Source organism: Xenorhabdus taiwanensis, assembly GCF_036512875.1.
In the GTDB taxonomy this organism is placed as follows: domain Bacteria; phylum Pseudomonadota; class Gammaproteobacteria; order Enterobacterales; family Enterobacteriaceae; genus Xenorhabdus; species Xenorhabdus taiwanensis.
Genome location: NZ_AP028978.1, coordinates 416,346 through 437,484 on the forward strand (window position 1 = coordinate 416,346; position 21,139 = coordinate 437,484).

General features: G+C 44.6%; 21 protein-coding genes and 1 pseudogene. 10 read left to right on the top strand and 12 right to left on the bottom strand.

The window, feature by feature from the left end; all coding sequences use genetic code 11:
• Nucleotides 1-292: 292 nt before the first annotated feature.
• Nucleotides 293-604 (bottom strand): annotated as a pseudogene (locus tag ACE1SE_RS01695) (IS630 family transposase); the annotation flags it as partial.
• A 241-nt stretch (nucleotides 605-845) separates the two neighbouring features.
• On the opposite strand from ACE1SE_RS01695, the gene ACE1SE_RS01700 reads away from it, so the two are divergent.
• From ACE1SE_RS01700 to ACE1SE_RS01735, 8 genes are all read left to right on the top strand, one after another.
• Complete coding sequence (locus tag ACE1SE_RS01700) at nucleotides 846-1,811, top strand: hypothetical protein (RefSeq protein WP_374052378.1); 966 nt, start codon at nucleotides 846-848, stop codon at nucleotides 1,809-1,811.
• Nucleotides 1,808-2,203, top strand: coding sequence for a DUF1240 domain-containing protein (locus tag ACE1SE_RS01705; protein WP_374052379.1), 396 nt, complete (start codon nucleotides 1,808-1,810; stop codon nucleotides 2,201-2,203). The genes ACE1SE_RS01700 and ACE1SE_RS01705 overlap by 4 nt, the downstream gene beginning before the upstream one ends.
• A gap of 126 nt (nucleotides 2,204-2,329) precedes the next feature.
• The gene (locus tag ACE1SE_RS01710) at nucleotides 2,330-3,475 is read left to right on the top strand and encodes a phage major capsid protein (RefSeq protein WP_374053563.1); all 1,146 of its coding nucleotides are present in this window, start codon (nucleotides 2,330-2,332) and stop codon (nucleotides 3,473-3,475) included.
• Between the two features lie 18 nt (nucleotides 3,476-3,493).
• On the top strand, nucleotides 3,494-4,042 hold the full coding sequence (locus ACE1SE_RS01715; RefSeq protein ID WP_374052380.1) for an HK97 family phage prohead protease: 549 nt from the start codon (nucleotides 3,494-3,496) through the stop codon (nucleotides 4,040-4,042).
• Between the two features lie 2 nt (nucleotides 4,043-4,044).
• The gene (locus ACE1SE_RS01720; RefSeq protein WP_374052381.1) at nucleotides 4,045-5,505 is read left to right on the top strand and encodes a phage portal protein; all 1,461 of its coding nucleotides are present in this window, start codon (nucleotides 4,045-4,047) and stop codon (nucleotides 5,503-5,505) included.
• Nucleotides 5,505-5,930 carry an HNH endonuclease signature motif containing protein gene (locus tag ACE1SE_RS01725; RefSeq protein WP_374052382.1) on the top strand — a complete coding sequence of 142 codons (426 nt, stop codon included), beginning with the start codon at nucleotides 5,505-5,507 and terminating at the stop codon, nucleotides 5,928-5,930. The genes ACE1SE_RS01720 and ACE1SE_RS01725 overlap by 1 nt, the downstream gene beginning before the upstream one ends.
• 118 nt (nucleotides 5,931-6,048) lie before the next feature.
• Entirely contained in the window at nucleotides 6,049-6,402 is a 354-nt protein-coding gene (locus ACE1SE_RS01730) for a phage terminase small subunit P27 family (protein ID WP_374052383.1), read from the top strand.
• A complete protein-coding gene (locus tag ACE1SE_RS01735) occupies nucleotides 6,399-7,958 on the top strand; it encodes a terminase large subunit (RefSeq protein WP_374052384.1) in 1,560 nt (519 codons plus the stop codon). The genes ACE1SE_RS01730 and ACE1SE_RS01735 overlap by 4 nt, the downstream gene beginning before the upstream one ends.
• 240 nt (nucleotides 7,959-8,198) lie before the next feature.
• Here ACE1SE_RS01735 and ACE1SE_RS01740 read toward each other — a convergent pair whose 3' ends face one another.
• Nucleotides 8,199-9,041: an HNH endonuclease gene (locus ACE1SE_RS01740; protein WP_374052385.1), complete on the bottom strand. Its 843-nt coding sequence runs from the start codon at nucleotides 9,039-9,041 to the stop codon at nucleotides 8,199-8,201.
• A complete protein-coding gene (locus tag ACE1SE_RS01745) occupies nucleotides 9,038-10,570 on the bottom strand; it encodes an AAA family ATPase (RefSeq protein WP_374052386.1) in 1,533 nt (510 codons plus the stop codon). The genes ACE1SE_RS01740 and ACE1SE_RS01745 overlap by 4 nt, the downstream gene beginning before the upstream one ends.
• 619 nt (nucleotides 10,571-11,189) lie before the next feature.
• Between ACE1SE_RS01745 and ACE1SE_RS01750 the strand changes: the two genes are divergently transcribed.
• Complete coding sequence (locus tag ACE1SE_RS01750; RefSeq protein WP_038223181.1) at nucleotides 11,190-11,447, top strand: helix-turn-helix domain-containing protein; 258 nt, start codon at nucleotides 11,190-11,192, stop codon at nucleotides 11,445-11,447.
• A 314-nt stretch (nucleotides 11,448-11,761) separates the two neighbouring features.
• On the opposite strand, the gene fis is transcribed toward ACE1SE_RS01750, so the two are convergent.
• The 9 genes from fis to acuI form a co-directional block, all read right to left on the bottom strand.
• The gene (gene fis / locus ACE1SE_RS01755) at nucleotides 11,762-12,058 is read right to left on the bottom strand and encodes a DNA-binding transcriptional regulator Fis (RefSeq protein WP_010847912.1); all 297 of its coding nucleotides are present in this window, start codon (nucleotides 12,056-12,058) and stop codon (nucleotides 11,762-11,764) included.
• Between the two features lie 7 nt (nucleotides 12,059-12,065).
• A complete protein-coding gene (gene dusB, locus ACE1SE_RS01760) occupies nucleotides 12,066-13,049 on the bottom strand; it encodes a tRNA dihydrouridine synthase DusB (RefSeq protein WP_074024970.1) in 984 nt (327 codons plus the stop codon).
• 284 nt (nucleotides 13,050-13,333) lie between these two features.
• Nucleotides 13,334-14,215 (bottom strand): 50S ribosomal protein L11 methyltransferase, encoded by an 882-nt coding sequence (prmA, locus tag ACE1SE_RS01765; protein WP_374052387.1) that lies wholly within the window; start codon nucleotides 14,213-14,215, stop codon nucleotides 13,334-13,336.
• Between the two features lie 41 nt (nucleotides 14,216-14,256).
• Nucleotides 14,257-15,687, bottom strand: coding sequence for a sodium/pantothenate symporter (panF, locus tag ACE1SE_RS01770; protein ID WP_374053564.1), 1,431 nt, complete (start codon nucleotides 15,685-15,687; stop codon nucleotides 14,257-14,259).
• Entirely contained in the window at nucleotides 15,677-15,919 is a 243-nt protein-coding gene (locus ACE1SE_RS01775; RefSeq protein ID WP_374052388.1) for a YhdT family protein, read from the bottom strand. The genes panF and ACE1SE_RS01775 overlap by 11 nt, the downstream gene beginning before the upstream one ends.
• A gap of 202 nt (nucleotides 15,920-16,121) precedes the next feature.
• On the bottom strand, nucleotides 16,122-17,471 hold the full coding sequence (accC, locus tag ACE1SE_RS01780) for an acetyl-CoA carboxylase biotin carboxylase subunit (RefSeq protein WP_374052389.1): 1,350 nt from the start codon (nucleotides 17,469-17,471) through the stop codon (nucleotides 16,122-16,124).
• 13 nt (nucleotides 17,472-17,484) lie between these two features.
• Nucleotides 17,485-17,943 carry an acetyl-CoA carboxylase biotin carboxyl carrier protein gene (gene accB, locus ACE1SE_RS01785; RefSeq protein ID WP_374052390.1) on the bottom strand — a complete coding sequence of 153 codons (459 nt, stop codon included), beginning with the start codon at nucleotides 17,941-17,943 and terminating at the stop codon, nucleotides 17,485-17,487.
• A 26-nt stretch (nucleotides 17,944-17,969) separates the two neighbouring features.
• Nucleotides 17,970-18,422 (bottom strand): type II 3-dehydroquinate dehydratase, encoded by a 453-nt coding sequence (gene aroQ / locus ACE1SE_RS01790; RefSeq protein ID WP_193852245.1) that lies wholly within the window; start codon nucleotides 18,420-18,422, stop codon nucleotides 17,970-17,972.
• Nucleotides 18,423-18,577: 155 nt separating this feature from the next.
• Nucleotides 18,578-19,552 carry an acrylyl-CoA reductase (NADPH) gene (gene acuI / locus ACE1SE_RS01795; RefSeq protein WP_374052391.1) on the bottom strand — a complete coding sequence of 325 codons (975 nt, stop codon included), beginning with the start codon at nucleotides 19,550-19,552 and terminating at the stop codon, nucleotides 18,578-18,580.
• A 462-nt stretch (nucleotides 19,553-20,014) separates the two neighbouring features.
• On the opposite strand from acuI, the gene mreB reads away from it, so the two are divergent.
• The gene (mreB, locus tag ACE1SE_RS01800; protein WP_374052392.1) at nucleotides 20,015-21,058 is read left to right on the top strand and encodes a rod shape-determining protein MreB; all 1,044 of its coding nucleotides are present in this window, start codon (nucleotides 20,015-20,017) and stop codon (nucleotides 21,056-21,058) included.
• The last annotated feature ends 81 nt before the right edge of the window (nucleotides 21,059-21,139 follow it).

A 21,139-nucleotide genomic window follows, 5' to 3' on the forward strand; every position in this document is an offset into this window, starting at 1 on the left:
TGACGGCGATATTATCTGGTTAAAGATATTTATCTGGTGCGCCATAAAATCTCGTCACGCTTCTTATCATTAAACCGATAAGAAGTGTGGCGGGGGCTTAAATAATTTGACATTTAGTCATCACTGAGCAAAATTTCATTTTTGTAGCTAAATAGTTTGTCATAATGATGAGACTCTTATATTTCTCATTTCTTTCCAAGTCGTTAACGAGGCCCTTTTCAAAAACATTTTCACATTACGAATAAGCTGCCACATAAATTGGCAACAATGATTGCGTGTCACCCGTCGATACGATCTTTCCTGTCTGGGCATCAAGACAACCGGCAAAATAATATTTTTGATTTTGACCGGGTGTCACAATCCGTTTTTGTTGGCCTTTAAAGTACCAGTCAGCGCCAATTTTAGGATTAAAATCAATATCAACTTCATCTTCATAAACAACAGGATGTTTTTCGCAAGCCTGAGAAAGCGCTTCAGTAATACGCGCCATTTTTTCGTCATATTCGGGATCAGATTGTTTTAATGTCGGGGCCGCTCGTCGCCAGACAATACCTTGTTTGCAAAAATAACGGTAAAGTGTGCTGATGGAAAGGGCAATATGCATATATAGCTAAAATAAATTTAGTGCATAATTTTTTTATTATGGTATGACTGAAATTAAAATTAAGTAATTGTCTGATTTTGCTTAAGAATAGAGATTCATCACAAATTTAAAGGTGGATCTTTTCCATGCTGGAATGGGTAAGCATTGTTGTTATATCCTGCTTAATTGATGCTACATCGGAAATCTTGACACAAGTCAATCAATTATTAATTTGATATTGAGTGCTACGGAGAATTGAGGGATGACACATAAGAAATATAATCCCACTTGGGATGGCTATATGGGGGATGTTTTAAGGGGGAATGTGGGAATTAATCAGCTAAAGCCTCAACATGAATTTTTTGATGCTATTGGTCTAGAAAAAGTATTGAGGGATAATACCCAGTATCACTTTGTTCTCACATTATCAGAAGCTCAAAGCATTATTGAGGATATCAGTCCCCGCCGTCCACAAAGTCCAAATCATGGAGAAGCATTTGCAAGAGGTATGAACGAAACACACCTAAGTTATGAAGAAGCATTTGCAAGAGGTATGGACGCAGGAAACAAGAAAAAAAATCCTATGGCGCGTGTATTTTCTGTCACTGATCCCATATCTACCTACGCAGGAAATATCTATGATTCACGTGGATTCCATGATGTTGTTCGAGAATTTAAGAGCTTAAGCATTAAAGCGGCAGAACATGTAGGAAAAAATGGGGAAAGGTATATTCACATATCAGGGCATGCAGGTCTTCGGAATCGTATCATGGGGACACGATATCGTGCCAAAAATCCCCAAATGCTTGGAATGGGAATTGGGCAGCAGGGTCTTAATGCAAGCGTTGTTCAAGGAGTTAGATTCTCCATCATTTTTTCTATTGGATATCGAGTAATAGAAAGTATTTTTAAGGATGAATATACGCTAGCCGATTTTCTTGGAAATGTAACCATGGATATGGCTAAAACTGCTATTATTGCTGCTTCCTCCTGGGTTGTAGGATCACTTTTAACTGCCACTGCATTTTTAGGTGGAAGTATTATTGCCGTTGCTCTGATAGTTTTAGCTGTTGGAGTTCTAGCGGCTTATATTTTAGATACTCTTGATAAGCAATATGGAATAAGTGAAAAATTAATAGCACTTTTGAAAGAAGAAATGAAAAGAAAACCAAGAACACCGGAAGCGGATTTACAGCATTTTTTTAATGAATTAGGAAGGTTTAGGTGAATAGTAAATACTTCCAAGCATTAGGTGTGATAATATTATTATTGTTAGTAATATTTACGGTTATTTTCGTTATTGGCGATGCTGTTTCATTAATATTAATGAAAGATGAAATAACATTTTCTGCCACTGTTGTTATTGGTGTCATGACTTCACCTCTATTATTTTACGCGTTATTATGCTCTATTTTTTTCTTTATTTTTAATAGGCAACCTAAATTTAATAAAGTGATTGTTAACTTTATGGTTTGGTTGGCAATTTTATCATTCATCATCAGCTTACCTGTCTCTTTTTATGTTAGCTATAAGTTAAAAAATGATGGTTATCTGACATGTGATAAAATATCGTGGATGTCACCAACAACATATGTGAAAGATTTATCACTGTGTAATTGAAAACTTTTGTAAATATTCTGTCCTCATGTTTTCGCAAGTTTAGCCTCTGAATGTCAGGGGCTTTTTTATTGTTTATCATAATGTTAAATAGTGTTTAAAGCATATAAAAACCAACCACAAAACACCATGAAAAAGCTACTCGAATTACGCCAGCAAAAGGCAGCCCTCACCAAACAAATGCGCACCCTGCTTACCAAGGCCGAAACTGAAAAACGCTCATTGACCGCAGAGGAAGCCAAACAGTTTGACGAACTGCGCAGCCAGTCCGACTCACTGAACGCCGAAATTGCCCGTTATGAGGCTCTGTCTGACGAAGAGCGCCATCAGGCGAAGACCCAGCCGACCAGTGACAAACTCAACAACAACGGGCTGCGCCACTATATCCTGACCGGAGAAACTCGTTCCTTATCTACGGGCGTCCCGGCAGACGGCGGCTATACCGTTATTCCTGAGCTGAACAAGCAGATCATGCAGCAACTGGCTGATGAGTCAGTGATGCGCCAAATCTGTACCATTAAAACCACGCGTAGCAATGAATATAAACAGCTTGTTTCGGTCGGTGGCGCAGCCGTAGCCCACGGAGAAGAAGGCAAGGCACGCGGTGAGACTGCCACACCGAAGATGGAAGAAGTCAGCATCAAACTGTTTCCTATCTATGCCTACCCCAAAACCACACAGGAAATTATCGACTTTAGTGATGTCGATATTTTAGGCTGGTTAACCTCAGAAATCGCTGACACCTTTGTGGATACCGAAGAAACAGATCTGGTTAGCGGTGACGGTAGCAAAAAAGCGAAAGGCTTTTTGTCTTATCCCCGTGACACCCAAGCTGACAAGGTACGCGCATTTGGTACGCTGCAAAAGCGGGAAGTTACCAACCTTGAAGCTGATAGCCTGATTGACCTGAAATTCTTACTCAAAAACAAATACCGCAAAAACGCCGTATGGGTGATGAACTCCACGACCGCCGCCAAAGTGCAGAAACTGAAAAACGGCAATGGCGATTACATCTGGCGCGAACGCCTGCAAGCAGGTGATCCTGATATGTTGTTGGGCTTGCCTGTCCATTATCTCGAATTTATGCCGGATAACATCATTGCGCTGGGTGACTTCAAACGCGGTTACTTCATCGTTGACCATCAAACAGGCATCCGTACCCGTCCTGACAATATCACCGAGCCGGGATTCTATAAGGTACACACCGATAAATATTTGGGCGGTGGGCTGGTGGATTCCAACGCAATCAAGGTGCTGGAAATCAAAGCTTCTTGATAATATTGGAGTTTATCGATGAAGAATGATTTTGAAATCCGTACCGCTTCATTATTTGCCAATGATAAGAAACTGACAGGATATGTGATTAAGTGGAACAGCCGATCACATATCTTGTGGGATGAGTTTGTCGAGCAGTTCGCCCCAAATGCCTTTAGCGCCAGCTTAACAGAGGGTGCAGATATCAGGGCACTGTATGAACATGATCATATGAATCTGTTAGGTCGTACCACATCCGGCACATTGCAATTGAGTGAGGATGCCACCGGATTACGTTTTGAGTTAACCCCGCCAAATACGCAATTAGGCCGCGATGTGCTGACGTTGGTTGAGCGTGGTGATATTCAAGGAATGAGCTTCGGATTCAGGGCACTGAAAGACCAATGGGACACGGAGCAAACGCCATACATTCGAACAGTATTAGAAGCTGAATTGCGGGAAATCACAATCACCAGTTTACCCGCCTACTCTGAAAGCGGTGTTGAGATTGCCAAACGCTCATTAAGCGCAGCCAAACCCTGCAATGTGGATTTGCGCCATTACTGGCTGCAACTGTCCGAGGTGTGATTATGCGGCCTTTTAAGCGAAAAGCCTCTGAGACTCGTAGTATCAGCATTAATGAGTTTCTTTCTCTGGCGGGTATGTCTAATACCAAATCCGGCGAGCATGTTTCCCCCTCGACCGCCGAGGGTTTACCTGCCGTGATGAATGCCGCCACAGTGATTAGTGAAGCGGTCGCCACCATGCCCTGTTATCTCTATCGGGTTCAGCACCAGCACGGCAAAGAATCCCGCGAATGGTTGAGTGATCATCTCGTAGATTATTTGCTTAATGAATGCCCGAATGACTGCCAGACCCCATTTCAGTTTAAGCGAACGCTGATGCGCCATTGCCTGTTAAATGGCAATGCGTATGCAGTCATAGTCTGGGGAAAAGACGGACAGCCACAATCATTACACCCTTACCCACCGTCAGCGGTTGTCCCACAGAGATTATCCGATCATCGATTTGCTTACACCATCACCGAACCCTATAGCGGCAAGGTCAAAACCTACCTACAGGAAGAAGTGTTACATTTGCGCTATGCCACCGAAGATGGCTTTTTAGGGCGCTCACCTGTCACTATTTGCCGTGAGACATTGGGCTTAGGGCTGGCACAACAGCGCCACGGCGCAAGCATTATGAAAGAGGGCATGATGGCGGCGGGCGTGATTAAATCCGCTGACTGGCTGGATGGACTCAAGGGCAATAAGGCACTGGAAGCCCTCGAACGTTACAAAGGTGCTCGCAATGCAGGCAAAACGCCCATTCTTGAGGGCGGGATGGAATACCAGCAATTAGGCATGAGCAACCAAGATGCGGAGTGGCTGGCCTCCCGCCGTTTCACTATTGAAGATATCGCCCGTATGTTCAATGTCAGTCCTATCTTCCTGCAAGAGTATTCAAACAGCACTTACAGCAATTTTAGCGAAGCATCCCGTGCTTTTCTGACGATTACCATGCGCCCGTGGCTGGCCAACTTTGAACAGCAAATCAAATCGGCCTTGCTGATGGCATCACCAACAAAAGGCATTCGCTACCAAGTCGAATTTGATACCGCTGACCTACTGCGAGCCAATCCGAAAGAACGTTTCCAGAGTTATGAGACAGCGATTAAATCCGGTGTGATGTGCCCGAATGAAGCCCGTGAACGGGAGGGCTTATCCCCCCGTAATGGTGGCGATGAATTCAGTCAGGCATGGAAGCAGACCGTAGAAATCAAACAACATTGTCGGTTGGAGGAAGATTACATCCTTGATGATAGCTTATTAACGGGTTATGCCGATGCTGCGCTGGAAGTCTGTCAGAAACATATCGGTAAGCAGTTTGGTGATAATCTGGTTTTTACCCCAGCGATTAAAGTTGGTTGTCTGCTTTATATTGGCTTGTTGTATGAAAATTGGGAAATGGCCACCGATGTTGAGCTGAAAGAAGTGCCTTTTACCATCAAATTATTGTGGTCTGTCTATCGTGATGTGGGGATCTACTGATGCCGTGGCAACCATTAAGGCGTTGTAGCTATCCAAGTTGTACGCAACGGGTAACGTCCGGTCGCTGTGAGGAACATCGGCGGGAACAGAACAGGCAGCGCGGTACACGTACCGAATGTGGCTACAGTAACCGATGGGGACGTTATCGACTGCAATACCTAAAAGCCTATCCCTTATGTGTCCATTGCCTCAAACAAAACAGTTACACTCCCGCCACCATTGTAGATCACATTATCCCAATCAATAGTGATAGTGATGTGCTGTTTTGGCCTATATCCAATCATCAAGCACTATGCCATGCCTGCCATAACCGTAAGACCATCCAGACAGACCCCATCACCAAAGCCAAGCGCAAACAGGGAAGCTATCAGGAACAGGAAGCAGAAGCGGCACGGTTGGTTAACTTCGGAATAATAACAAACTGAAATAACGGGGTAGGGGTATCAAAAATGACAAACGCCCCTCTGAGCAGAATCGCTCCCTCCTTCAATTTTTATGCACGGCAATTTTTTTGAAAATAAATCACAAGGAACAGCGAACATTATGGCAAGAGCACCCAAACCGCCTACTTATTTAAATGAGATTGCTGCCAGTCAATGGAAGGCCAAAAGCAAAATCTTAAACGAGCGGGAAGATTTGAACGCCGCCGACTGGAACATTTTAGAACTGTATTGCGTCAACTATGCCATTTACCGAAAAGCAGTGGCAGACCTTGATATCCGAGGCTTTAGCATCGTGAATAGTCAGGGCAGTGAAAGCCGTAACCCGTCATTGAGTGCCAAAGCTGACGCTGAAAAAATCATGATAAAAATGTCGTCATTACTGGGTTTTGATCCGGTATCACGGCGGAAAAATCCGGTAGAAACGGAAGAAGAGGACGAGCTAGACCGACTATGAACACATGGGAACAGTACGCTTTTGATATCGAAAATGGCACAATTCCGGCCTGTAAACGGGTAAAACAGGCGGTGAATCGCTACCTTAACGATCTGAATAACCCGCTTTATGTGTTTGATTCGGAGGTGGTGAAGCGGTTTATTGCATTTTCCCGCTACTGTCCGCACGTCAAAGGCCACTTGCGCGGTAAACCCATCATGCTTGCGCCGTGGCAGCAATTCGCCTTTGCGAATCTGTTCGGCTTCAAGGTGAAAGCAACTGGACGCAGAAAATACCGCAGTGCTTATATTCAGGTGCCGCGCAAAAATGCTAAATCCACCGTTGCCGCGATACTGGCGAACTGGTTTCTGGTGGTGGAGAACGGGCAGCAGGATATCTATACCGCCGCCGTGAGCCGCGATCAGGCGCGTATTGTGTTTGATGATGCCCGCCAGATGTGCTTGCTATCAAAGCCCCTGAAAAAACGGGTAACTATCCAGCAACACAAAGTGAATTACCCGAAAAGCAACAGCCTGTTAAAGCCACTGGCTGCCAAAGCCGCCACGATTGAAGGCACTAACCCCAGTCTGGCAATTGTCGATGAGTACCATTTGCACCCAGATAACGCCGTGTATTCTGCTCTTGAGCTGGGAATGGGCGCTCGTCCCGAAGGTATCCTGTTTGCCCTGATCTACGAGCTGGACGACGAAAACGAGATTGATGATGAAGCCCTTTGGATTAAGGCTAATCCTAACCTGAATATTTCCGTAGACAGTGATGCTTTGCACGACACTATCCAGAAAGCCCGCGGCATTCCCTCACAATGGACAGAGATGTTAACCAAACGCTTTAATATCTGGTGTCAGGGTGAAACACCGTGGATGGGTGAAGGTGCATGGAAAGCCTGCCAACTCGACTATGACGAAAACGACCTGAAAGGGCTGGAGTGTTACGCCGGATTGGATTTATCTTCAACAGGTGATATCACCAGTATCTGTTACACGTTCCCCGTGGATAATGAACTGTTATTACTGACCCGTCACTATTTACCCGAAGCCCAGCTACAGAACCCTGCTAATAAGAATCGGGCAGTGTATCGCCAATGGGCACAAATGGGCTGGATACGTACCACGACCGGTGATTGTATTGATTATGACCGTATCCGTGATGACATTCTCAAAGACAGCCAGCACTTTGATATCAAGCTGGTGGGCTTTGATACATGGAACGCTACGCACCTACGAACGCAATTACAGGGCGCAGGGCTGGATGTTGAACCGTTCCCGCAAACCTATATGCGGTATAGTCCCGTAGCCAAATCCGCCGAAGTCTTTGTTAACCGCAAAATCATTCGTCACAACGGCGATCCGGTGCTGGAGTGGGCGACTGCTAATGTCGTGATGGAAACGGATGCAAACGCCAATATCAAACCGAACAAGAAGAAATCGGCGAATAAAATAGACCCTGCGATTGCGTTCCTAATGAGCTTTGGTACATGGCAAAATGAGCATAAGGAGTTTATATTTAACCAAAATGATGAACAGAAACAGAGATTGGCTAACTTTGATGGAATTTAGATAACTAATTGATTTTTTTAATGCCTATGTAGAATGGGTATTAATGAAATCAAACGCCCGGAAGGTTAGATATCACACACCTCTTTGGATTAGTCGCTACTTTATCTAACCGTGTTCTGTAGAAAAATGCGACTAAATTTGACAGCCAGCTATGAGCGAAAAACGGACTTAACACAGTGCTCGCTAGAAAATCAGGATCTCACTGTATAATTTGTCGCTGATATTGGCTGGTAGCCTTTTCTACAATCTAAATCTGATCTCACAGAACCAGTTATTTTCTGAGAGGCAACTATAGAGTGCGGATTGCCAAGAATTTAAGCTTACCAATTGCTTTCCTGCTGCGGTTTCTGCCAAATATTTTTTTAACTCGATACTACCACCGTCATCGTGAACTCTCTTTGCAATATATTCAATGCTCGCTAGCTCTTCAGCTGCATGTGAGGCATAAAGAGCAGCCAACTTAAATGCTTTAAAGTGATACTTCATCCGTTCGACTAAAATTGGGGGGCACTCTTCAGGTGGATCTACATAAAACTCTATCGCTACAGGAATAGATTCCCGTATTTTTGCCTTAACCCAAATAAATGCTTCTACATCATCGTAGTATGGATGCAAAGTTTCTTCTTCTGAGCAACTTGGGATATCTGCGCTCTTTGTTTTATTACAGTCCTGGCATGCTGGTATAAGATTAAAAGGCGAAACAGCCAATGATGGGAAATGTGCTTTAGGTAAGTGATGATCTAATGTTGATACCACTCTTTGAGAACATAGGGGGCATCTGCCATGATCTGGAAGTGACATTAACTTGTCATAATAGCTACGCCCTGGGGCTAATTTTTTAGCCATTCTATTTGTATACACAACCTTCATTTCGTCAACTGTAACAACAGTGGCAACATTGTCTTTAGGCAAAATTGTATGTAATTGTGCAATTGATACTTTTGCATCAAACTCTATAGAGGAATGTTCTATTTCTTGAGAACATGCTATAAGTCTCCTCTTTAAATCTTCATCACGAATTCGATCAATGCATGTATTAAATACATCCAATGCACTATCATTCGGCTTCAAGAGTTTTTTCATGATTGGTTGCACTTAATTAAAAACAAAGCCCGCAAAATACCTCTAGCCTCAATTCCAAGTTGCCCATTAAAATTTTGTACAGCTGAATCATAATCTTCGCATTTATTTACAACATCGTTAAGAAGATTATGGAATCCCGAGTCGGTATTTTCTAGTCCAAAAACCTCCCTAGTGAGTATACCCACATTTTCACCAAATGATTCTGTTTCTAGCCTTTCTACTTTAGACAAATAGCCACTACGCCACAACTTCCATGTGCAGCTTCGAGGAACTTCTTGGAGAACTACAGGAGAATGGGTAGCTATTATAGATACTGCATTCCTATTAATTAATAAATCAGAGAGAGACCTCACGAAAGCTGATAATAATGGTGGATGGAGATGAGCTTCTGGTTCATCTAAAAAAACCAAGCTTCTTTCTTCCATTGTCTCGACAAGCCTAGTGATAGTTAGCAATACAATTTTGTGCCCGGAGCTTAAATTTTTGAATATTCTCCCAGCTATATCTTTGAACTCATTTTCGTCTTGCTTATTCAATATTGATGCTACATTAATGTCAGCAAATACTGGATCTGACTCCAGTTTATCCACGGCTCTTTTCCAACGTTCAATTTTCCCACCAGCCCTGCAAGAAAGTATACTTTTCACGAATTCATTTTTTAATATGACAGGGCTTTTGGGCGGGAGATTTTTCTCATCACCTTTTTTTACTCTTTTTAGTCCTACGTATGAAAACTGAATACCTGTAGATTTGTCTTTTTTTTCTGATAAAGGTTCTGTTTCATCAAAAGCGCTAAAAGTAACTGATACTACGTTAGAGAAAAGCTCCCCAGCTAACTGATCTTTAGATGAAAACTCACCAACTTTTTTTGGTGTTGTATTTTCGTCAATTAATGAACTAATCATATTATTTATTAAATGCGTTTTCCCAACACCATTCCGGCCAATTAGCACATGAATGTTTGTTGGTGGATTGCTCTCTGGTATCACGTCAAAACTTAAATTAATGCGGCCAGAGTCAGTACCTTTCATTACTGGTGACTTATATGCAAATGAATATTTTGAAAGTCGAGCACCTCCGTTCGCAAGCCGGCGAAACTGTCCCTTTATAGATGTGTGGCTAACGGATCTCAGAAGAGATATGCTAGTGACTCGCTCATTTATTGCTTTATTATAGATATCCTCACTCAGAGCAATATCATTAAGCGATGATAATATTTCATTTCGGATATCTTCTCCAAGTTCGTTCAACACTTCGTAAAAGCTGTCATCTTGACCAACGGAGAAAAAACTCTCATCTAGTTTTTCGAAAGTTTCGGGGATACTTGGTCTACGTTGACCTTTCACCATATTCAATTGGCCAATTTTAGTAGAACCAATAATATTTTTATCCTTATTTGAATCTATATAAACCAATGTATACATTGTAGAAAATTCAAACCAGTCGTCCCAATTATCAGTAATTAAATAGGCACAGTTAGATTGCTCAACAGAGTACACACTTCCCGCAGGCAGTACCTTAAATCTCATCTTTATCCCATTCATTTATGGTTGATAAAAGCTTGTTCCTGAATATCCAGAGTATTTTCAACTATATAGCTCTAACGCATTCCACCATATTCATCACCTACTGCTAACACAAAACCTCTATTTTTTATTTCATATTCAATAACATATCAGCATTAGTTGTAATGTCAAAAAAAGAAAATTGTAATCCTATGTTGGATCTAAACCCTACCCAGCGTTATCTGTTAAGACTAGAGGGCTAGATCATAGGAAAATAGCAACGTCCGCAATTGGCACTGAGCGGACTGTCATATTTGCTTGAACTCAAATTAGCAAGGTATCAGATCTCATCTGGACAGCATATAACGTAAAAAGTTAAGCGTTTATACTGGTTCGCTTATTGAGTCCGATAAACCAATCAGTTAAAGTAGCCCCGCCATTAGCAAAATCTAGTGGTCAAGGATTATCACCCTTGTAAGAACGATCCACTGGTAGGAAGTTTCTGCCAGTGTGTCTGCTATCGCCCTTTCAATGGCGGTTCAGGCAGGGGAGGCTTATGCCTCGCCGGACGATCGTTCCCGGTTGTGATAACCCTGTCTGAATCGCCACCATCAATGTTCAATTAATGGAAGGGGTAGCAGGAATGAATAACGTTAAAAATGATTGGCATCAAGCTGATATTATCGCTGCATTACGTAAACGTGGTACAACCTTAGCGGCTGTTTCTCGTGAAGCGGGACTCAGTTCTTCTACACTGGCAAATACGCTCAGTCGTCCGTGGCCGAAAGGCGAATGGATAATTGCTAACTATCTCGAAATACATCCCTCTGAAATCTGGCCTAGCCGCTATTTTGATTCTTATGGTGAGTTGATTGAACGCAAGGTTCGGGATAAATCATAAAAATAATTTGTTCGATTTGAAAATCATCGGGAAGATAGCCGTAACGGGGTATCTTCTCATTGGTAGAAACATCTGTAACTTTCATCTCAATGCTTCCAGACGAAATACGTCGTAACTTTTCACAAGGTTGGAACGTTTGGTGTACTGACCTCTATAACACATCTAATTCTTATTTTTCTTTGGTACTCATGTTGTTCTGTGAGTTTTTGTGCTGAGGATTTTTCGGTGGGGTAATCAGTGGGGTAATTCTAAGTAAAAAGGCACTTTCTACATAGTAAAAAGTGCCGATTTAACAACATGTTACTAGACTAGGATTAGTTCATGCCGTATTTTTTCAGTTTCTTACGCAGGGTGCCACGGTTGATTCCCATCATCAGTGCTGCGCGAGTCTGGTTGCCACGGGTGTATTGCATCACCATGTCCAACAGTGGCTGTTCTACTTCAGCCAGTACCAGCTCATACAGGTCATTAACGTCTTGACCGTTCAGTTGAGCAAAATAGTTCTTCAGTGCTTGTTTAACTGAATCACGCAGAGGTTTTTGAGTTACCTGATCTTGTGAATTTACAGTAGCAACGGTTAGTACATCAGAATTTACGCGTTGTTCGAACATAGTTCTGTCAGCTCTTTTCTTTATTTACGCAAAAATTTTCGAAGTATGCCTTCAACGCCTCCAGCTGTTCGCTGGCATCCTCTATGGCGTTGAATGTGCGCCGAAACTGGTCATCAGGGGCATGTTCCTTGAGGTACCAAGATACATGCTTGCGTGCAATACGAACTCCTTTGCCTTGACCGTAAAAGTCATGCAGTTCTCGTACATGCTCGCTCATGAAGCGCTGCACTTCGCCAAGGGGCATCGGTGGCAGCAATTCTCCTGTTTCCAGATAATGCTGGATTTCCCGAAAGATCCAGGGTCTTCCCTGAGCAGCGCGGCCTATCATCAGGGCATCAGCCCCGGTGTATTCAAGCACTGCTCTGGCTTTTAGCGGGTCAGTAATGTCGCCATTGGCAATAATTGGAATGGCAACAGTCTGCTTAACTGTCCGAATATTGTCGTACTCGGCCTCACCATTAAACAGGCAAGCTCGTGTCCTGCCATGTATCGTAAGAGCCTGAATACCACAACGTTCGGCCAATTGGGCAATTTCTACACAGTTACGTTCTTCCGGTGACCACCCTGTACGGATCTTCAAAGTAACAGGCACATCAACTGCATTGACTACCGCAGAAAGGATTTTTTCAACCAGTTGCGGATAACGCAGTAACGCAGAGCCTGCCAGCTTACGATTCACCTTCTTAGCTGGGCACCCCATATTGATATCGATGATCTGAGCGCCATTAGCGACGTTAATTTTCGCTGCCGCCGCCATTTCATCGGGATCACTACCGGCTATTTGTACAGAACGCACTCCGGGTTCGTCGCTATGAACCATACGTAGCCGAGATTTATCCGTCTTCCAAACCTGGGGATTGGAAGAAAGCATTTCTGAGACTGTCATTCCTGCTCCCATCTGGTAGCAAAGAGATCGAAACGGGCGATCTGTTATGCCTGCCATAGGGGCTGCAATAAGACAGTTTTTCAACTGGTATTGTCCGATACGCATAGACGAAGAAAGAGTGGTCAACTGTGACTAAGGGCGCGTATATTACGCATTTTTCACAAGATATGAAAGGCCAAACTTTGAGCGAATCGACATTTATACCAGATTTTTTCCAGTTGATTTTTTTGAATTTGGTTTATTACTGTTAAATAACAAATGGTTACATTTTATTGCTGAAATTTGTTATTACTGATATTTCTAATCATAAACAGAGCGGATTACCACCAATTGACCTCCTGGAGGATCATTTTAGTGGATAATCTCGCTTTTCAATAGGCATTGGTTGATTATTTTTTAATCCCTGTAATGCGGCACCATTCTTCTTGTTCTGCTATTGGATCGATAATGAATTCATTGTCATAGGCCTGGGCTACCCCTTCAGCCTGACTGGCCAAAACACCGGATAAGCCCAATAATCCACCAGATTTAGGCAGTGAGCCGATGACAGGGGAAAGTTCGCGCAGAGGACCCGCCAGAATATTGGCAATCACGATATCGCATTCGAGGTCTTTAGGTTGATCTTTAGACAGATAGAGGGTTAATTGGTCAGATACACCATTGCGTTCGGCGTTATCCCGGCTGGCTTGAATGGCTTGTGGATCGATATCAATACCGATGGCGTGTTTTGCGCCCAGTTTCAGGGCGGCGATAGCCAATATGCCTGAGCCGCAACCAAAGTCGATTACAGTTTTACCGGTCAGGTCAAGGCCATCCAGCCATTGCAGGCAAAGGGAGGTCGTTGGGTGAGTACCTGTTCCGAAAGCCAGACCAGGGTCAAGCATAACATTAACAGCGTCTGGTTCGGGCACTTCGCGCCAGCTAGGGCAAATCCACAGACGTTTGCCGAAGCGCATGGGGTGAAAGTTATCCATCCACTCACGCTCCCAATCTTTATCTTCCAGTTGTTCAATTTTGTGAATAAAATTTTTGCCCAGTTGTGGCAGTTGTTCCAATTGGCTGACGACCGCTTTCATATCCATTTCAGCGTCATACAGGCCGATAACATCGGTATCACCCCATAAACGGGTTTCGCCCGGCAGAGGCTCAAAAATAGGTGTATCGTGGCTATCCTGAAAGGTGACTGATACTGCGCCACTTTCCATCAGCTCATCGCCTAACGCTTCCGCTTGTTGTCCCGTGGTGTTTAATCTTAATTGTATCCAAGGCATAAAAAATTCTCGTTTTGTGAATCACGTTATTGTGTGAAATATCATCGTTTAGAGCAAACCACGCCGAATTTATTTCCTATCCAAAATGCCAGTAAACTCAGCAATAGCGACGGTACGATAGGATGAAAACCAAGGAGCTGGATGTTGAAAGATGCCAGCAAAGTATAACTTGCCGCACCAGTCAGCATTGAGATGATCGCTCCTTGGGCATTAGCTTTTTCCCAATATAATCCCAGAACCAGTGGCCAAAGGAAAACGGCTTGCAGTCCACCAAATGCCAGCAAGTTCAGCCAGATAATCATCTCAGGTGGGCGCCAGGCTGCCAGCAGCAGTAATGCCCCTAGAAATAGAGTGGAATAACTGGAGATGCGTGACAGTTTTTTCTCTTGGCTGATCTGGTGTGGAAATAGGTTTAAATAGAGATCTTTGACGATAGTGGCCGAAGATTGCAGTAGTTGGGCATTGATGGTGGACATAATCGCAGCCATTGGTGCAGCCAGAAAAATGCCGGCAGCCACAGGAGGCAGCACCGTAATCATTAGGGTTGGGATCACTTGATCGGGGATCGTCAGATCAGGAATGATAGCTCGACCAAGGGCACCCGCAAGGTGCATACCGAACATCAGGAATGCCATTACGATCGTGCCAAGCACAATACCACGGTGAACTGCCTTACTGTCTTTATAAGAGATACAACGCACCGCGGTGTGTGGTAGCCCAACGACACCGAAGCAAACCAGTACCCAGAAAGATGCCATAAATGGCCCAGTGAGGATATTATCGGCACCATAAGGAGAAACCAGGTTTGGATCAATAGTGCGCAGTGTCGTCACTGCTGCTGATAATCCGCCAGCTTTATAGATAATGCCTGCCAGTAATAACGCTGTTCCCAGCAGCATTACCAGCCCTTGCAAGGCATCATTGAGAACGCTGGCCCTAAAACCGCCAAATGCAGTATAGAGGGCAATGGAAACGCCAAAAATCAATAAGCCCGTATCGTAAGGGATACCGGCGGCTGTCTCCAGCAAACGAGCACCACCAATGAATTGTACTGTCATCGCACCGATAAAGGCGACTAGCAGGCTTATACTGGCAAACCAAACCAGAAAGCGGTTCTGATAGCGTGCATATAGCATGTCATTGAGGGTGACCGCATTGTAACGGCGAGCGAGGATAGCAAATTTTTTCCCTAGTACGCTAAGCGAGAGCCATATCGCCGGCAATTGGATCAGTGATAACAACACCCAACCGATACCATACTTATAAGCGGCACCCGGGCCACCAATAAATGAGCTGGCACTGATATAGGTTGCTGTAATGGTCATTGCCAGTACAAAACCTCCCATTGAACGGTTGCCAAGAAAATACTCACTGAGGAATTCACCTGTTTGTCGGCGGCGATAAGCATAGATTGAGAGTATGAACACTAATACCAGATATCCCACGAGAGGCAGAATGACTTCACTTTGCATCATTATCCTCCAGTGGAATGTCTTTGAATATAAACTTCACCATCAAGTAGCAGAGGATGATAAATAAGGCAGGTAGCAGCAGGCAAGCCAGTTCAAACCAGCGAGGCAATCCAGTTAAGCCAATGGCATCACTGGGTAAATAAGCACACAGCAGCCAGCCAACAAGATAAGTTAGCGTCAGGAATACTGCCCAGCGTGCTTCTTTGTGGGATTGAACAAATCGTCCGTCCATTCGTTCTCCGGGTAACTTATATGAAACAAGAGGGAAGGAATTGTACGGTAATGCGTGAATTTATTCAGGAGAAAATGTGTCGTGGAAATTGGAATAAAATCAAAATACTGTCTCAATTTTCGATAAGACATAAAAAAATCCCACCTATAAAAGATGGGATTTCATTCAAAGCAACAAACACTAAATAAGAGTCAGAAAAACCTTATTTATCATGTAAGCCCAGTTTCTTTTCCAGATAGTGGATATTGGTTCCGCCTTTCTGGAAGTTCTCGTCATTCATGATTGCCAGTTGCAGATCAATATTGGTTTTGATGCCATCAATGATCAACTCGGACAGTGCGTTCTTCATACGCGCAATTGCTACTTCACGGGTTTCGCCGTAAGTGATCAGCTTACCGATCATGGAATCATAGTAAGGCGGTACGGTATATCCCGCATAGATATGGGATTCCCAACGCACACCAAATCCACCTGGTGAGTGGAAATGGGTGATCTTGCCCGGACTTGGCAGGAAGGTTTTTGGATCTTCTGCATTGATACGGCATTCGATCGCATGACCTTTGATTTCGACATCTTCCTGTTTGATGGACAGTGGCAAACCAGAGGCGATACGTAATTGTTCCTTAATCAAGTCAACGCCAGTGATCATTTCAGTCACTGGATGTTCAACCTGAATACGGGTATTCATCTCAATAAAGTAGAATTCACCGTTTTCGTACAGGAACTCAAATGTACCCGCTCCGCGATAGCCGATTTCGATACAGGCATTGGCACAACGTTCACCGATGCTGCGGCGCAGCTCTGGTGGAATGCCTGGCGCTGGTGCTTCTTCCACCACTTTCTGGTGGCGGCGCTGCATGGAGCAATCACGTTCAGCCAGATAGAGTGCATTGCCCTGACCATCGGCCAAGACCTGAATTTCAACGTGACGTGGGTTTTCAAGGAATTTCTCCATATATACCATGTCGTTGTTGAAAGCTGCCTTGGCTTCTGCGCGGGTCATGGCGATGGATTGTTCCAGATCTTTGTCGCTGCGTACAACGCGCATACCACGGCCGCCACCGCCACCCGATGCCTTGATAATCACCGGATAGCCGATGCGATTTGCAATGGTTTTGTTTTTCTCGGCATCGTCACCCAATGGGCCATCAGAGCCGGGAACGCAAGGGACGCCCGCTTTTTTCATGGCGTTGATAGCGGAAACCTTATCCCCCATCAAACGGATGGTATCCGCTTTCGGGCCAATGAAAATAAAGCCAGAACGCTCGACCTGCTCGGCAAAGTCGGCGTTTTCAGACAGGAAGCCATAACCCGGATGGATGGCCTGTGCGCAAGTAATTTCCGCCGCAGAAATAATGGCGGGAATATTCAGGTAACTTTTTGCTGAAGCGGCCGGGCCGATACAGACGGTTTCATCCGCCAGCAGGACGTGCTTCAGGTCACGGTCTGCCGCAGAGTGCACAGCCACGGTTTTGATCCCAAGTTCCTTACAGGCTCTCAGGATACGCAGTGCAATTTCACCGCGGTTAGCAATGACAATTTTTTCAAGCATGGGGTGCGCCTCGTTATTCGATGACGACCAGTGGCTCGTCGAATTCAACAGGTTGACCGTCTTGAACCAGAATCGCTTTCACTACGCCAGTTTTGTCAGCTTCGATCTGGTTCATCATTTTCATCGCTTCAACGATGCACAGGGTTTCTCCCTGATTAACATGCTGGCCGATTTCAATGAAAGGTTTCGCATCTGGACTTGGTGAACGGTAGAACGTACCAACCATTGGGGAGCGAACCGTGTGACCGCTAATTTCAGCAGGTTTATCAGCGGCGACTGGCGCTGCTACTGGTGTAGCGGCCTGCACTGGTTGCTGAACAGGTGCAGAAATATATTGCTGAGTCATAGGCACTGCCGTGGCTGTCGTTGCCCTGCTGATGCGTACTGACTCCTCACCTTCAGAAATTTCCAGTTCAGAAATGCCAGATTCTTCAACCAGCTCGATTAATTTTTTTATCTTACGAATATCCATGAGTGGGTTCCGTACTTTTAAGTCAATTAGTTGGATGTTGACAAGCGGTTGACCGCTGCCTGTAATGCGAAACTATAACCATCCGCCCCCAATCCGCAGATGACGCCGACTGCAATATCGGAAAGATATGAGTGGTGGCGGAATGGCTCGCGGGCATGCACGTTGGAAAGGTGAATCTCAATAAATGGGATACCTACCGCCAGAAGTGCGTCGCGCAATGCTACGCTGGTATGCGTGTATGCCGCAGGGTTGATTAAAATAAAATCCGTATTGCCCCGTGCAGAATGAATTCTTTCAATCAGTTCAGATTCTGCGTTGGATTGCAGATGGGATAATTCAGCTCCCGATTGTTGAGCTTCTTTTGACAGTCTGTTAACGATGTCATCAAGCGTTAACTTGCCGTAGGTCTCTGGCTCTCGTGTTCCCAGCAGGTTCAGGTTAGGGCCATTCAAGAGTAAAATGCGAAACTTGTCTGCCATTGTGCGGGTATCTCCGGCAATCTGTCAACAATCGACCAAGATAACTCGATGTCAACGGTTTGTCATCTCTTTCTGATAGCTAGAATTGTAAATTTGCCGATAAAGCCCGACATTATAAACATATCGTGGCATTTAGCAGCTAAATACTGGTCTTATCAGCGCACTTTCACCACTGTTCTGCCCGTAATTTGATTGTTTATCAACTTATTGGCGTATTCGGGCACCTGATCTAATGTAATTTCATGAGCTGCTTGCTGGTAAAAGGAATCTGGCAGTAGCGCTTGCAAACGCTGCCAAATGGCAGGGCGTTTCAAAGCAGGGACAGTGACAGATTCCACACCCTGTAAACGAACATTACGCAGAATAAACGGCATTACGCTCGTGGGTAGTTGGCTATCACTTGCCATGCCACAGGCGGCTACTGTACCGTTGTAACGCATTTGTGCCAGCAAGGTAGCCAATACTGTGCCACCAATGGTATCTATCACACCGGCCCAGCGTTGTTTTTCTAATGGACGTGATGGCTGGTTGAAGTCACTGGCGGGCAAAACCGCTTTCGCTCCCAGCGAGATCAGGTAATCTGGACTGTCGGGTTTGCTGCTAATTGCTGTGACGGAATAACCCAGTTGTGATAGTAAGGTTATCGCCGTACTGCCAACACCACCACTGGCTCCCGTCACGGCGATTTCTCCGCTTTCAGGTGTGACGCCCCCTTGTTCTAACGCCATGACACATAGCATGGCAGTAAAACCCGCCGTGCCGATGATCATCGCTTGTCGGGTACTTAATGCGTACGGCAAGGGGGTCAGCCATTCACCAGAAACTCTCGCTTGTTCTGCCAGACCACCCCAGTGCGTTTCTCCCACGCCCCATCCAGTTAGCAAAACATGTTGTCCGACGTGAAAACGGGGATCTTCGGAATGATGAACAACACCAGAAAAATCGATCCCCGGTATCATCGGAAATTGGCGGATAATCTTCCCTTTGCCGGTGATGGCAAGGGCATCTTTGTAATTGAGTGTTGACCAATGGATATCAACGACCACATTACCCGATGGCAATTGGGATACATCAATATGTTGAATAGATGCTGATAATGTTTCGTGTTGTTCCAGTAATAAAGCTTTCATGATCATCCTCTCTTGATAGGTATCTATCTGACATTATTACTTGTTTAGCATTACCAAGATTCTGGTATTACCTCAATTTTGCATCATTACAATTTTGCGTTACTACAATATAGATAAAACCTATATAGATAAAACCTGATGTACTGAAATGGAAGGGCAACAATGTTGTGATATCTCACCAAATTCATCTATTGCTTTTATAATTAATGAACTATTTCGTTTTGGGACTTTCTTTGTCATGTTGTTTTTTGGTGTATTAGCTGAATTAGCCCATTTTTATGCAGTTTTTTTCTGCTCCGTTAGAGAAAAGTAACGTAGAATATCGTATTTCTGATGTGAATAACGTGGCCACTTTTATTGAAGTAGTAAAAGTAGTTAATTATGCGCCTTGTCGCTGCTTCATGTGGTTGGTAGAGTAGACGGACAATCTCCGTCCCCAGTTTGCAGGATTATCCTTTCGTTATGTTAAAGAAATTTCGTGGCATGTTTTCCAACGATTTGTCCATTGACTTGGGTACTGCCAATACCCTTATTTATGTCAAAGGCCAAGGAATAGTATTGGATCAACCCTCTGTTGTTGCTATTCGTCAGGACAGAGCCGGTTCCACAAAAAGCGTTGCAGCAGTAGGGCTGGAAGCAAAACAGATGCTGGGACGTACTCCGGGTAATATTGCCGCCATCCGTCCCATGAAGGATGGGGTTATTGCTGATTTTTATGTTACCGAAAAGATGTTACAGCATTTTATCAAGCAGGTTCACAATAACAGTTTCATGCGTCCAAGCCCGCGCGTGTTGGTTTGTGTGCCTGTCGGTGCGACGCAAGTTGAGCGTCGTGCCATCCGTGAATCCGCCCAAAGTGCAGGAGCGCGGGAGGTATTTTTAATTGAAGAACCTATGGCGGCGGCTATCGGTGCTGGTCTGCCGGTTTCCGAAGCAACGGGTTCAATGGTCGTTGATATTGGTGGGGGAACCACTGAAGTTGCTGTTATCTCCCTTAATGGGGTTGTTTATTCTTCTTCTGTACGTATTGGTGGTGACCGTTTTGATGAAGCCATCATCAACTATGTTCGCCGCAATTATGGTTCCCTGATTGGGGAAGCAACGGCAGAGCGCATCAAACATGAAATTGGTTCTGCCTATCCAACGGATGAAGTACGTGAAATTGAAGTGCGTGGCCGTAACCTGGCCGAAGGTGTACCGCGCAGCTTTACTTTGAATTCCAATGAAATTCTTGAAGCTCTGCAAGAACCATTAACGGGTATTGTGAGTGCAGTGATGGTTGCCTTAGAACAGTGCCCACCAGAATTGGCCTCCGATATTTCTGAACGCGGCATGGTGTTGACTGGAGGTGGTGCTTTGCTGCGTAATCTTGATCGTCTGCTGATGGAAGAAACCGGCATTCCTGTCATTGTTGCTGAAGATCCACTGACCTGTGTTGCCCGTGGTGGTGGCAAGGCACTGGAGATGATCGACATGCATGGTGGCGATCTGTTCAGCGAAGACTGAAAGTAACTCTGCGAGCTGGGAGGTGAACGTGTTTTATTGGAGCCTCCTTGCTGATTGTGCCGGAGTTTTATCATTTATGAG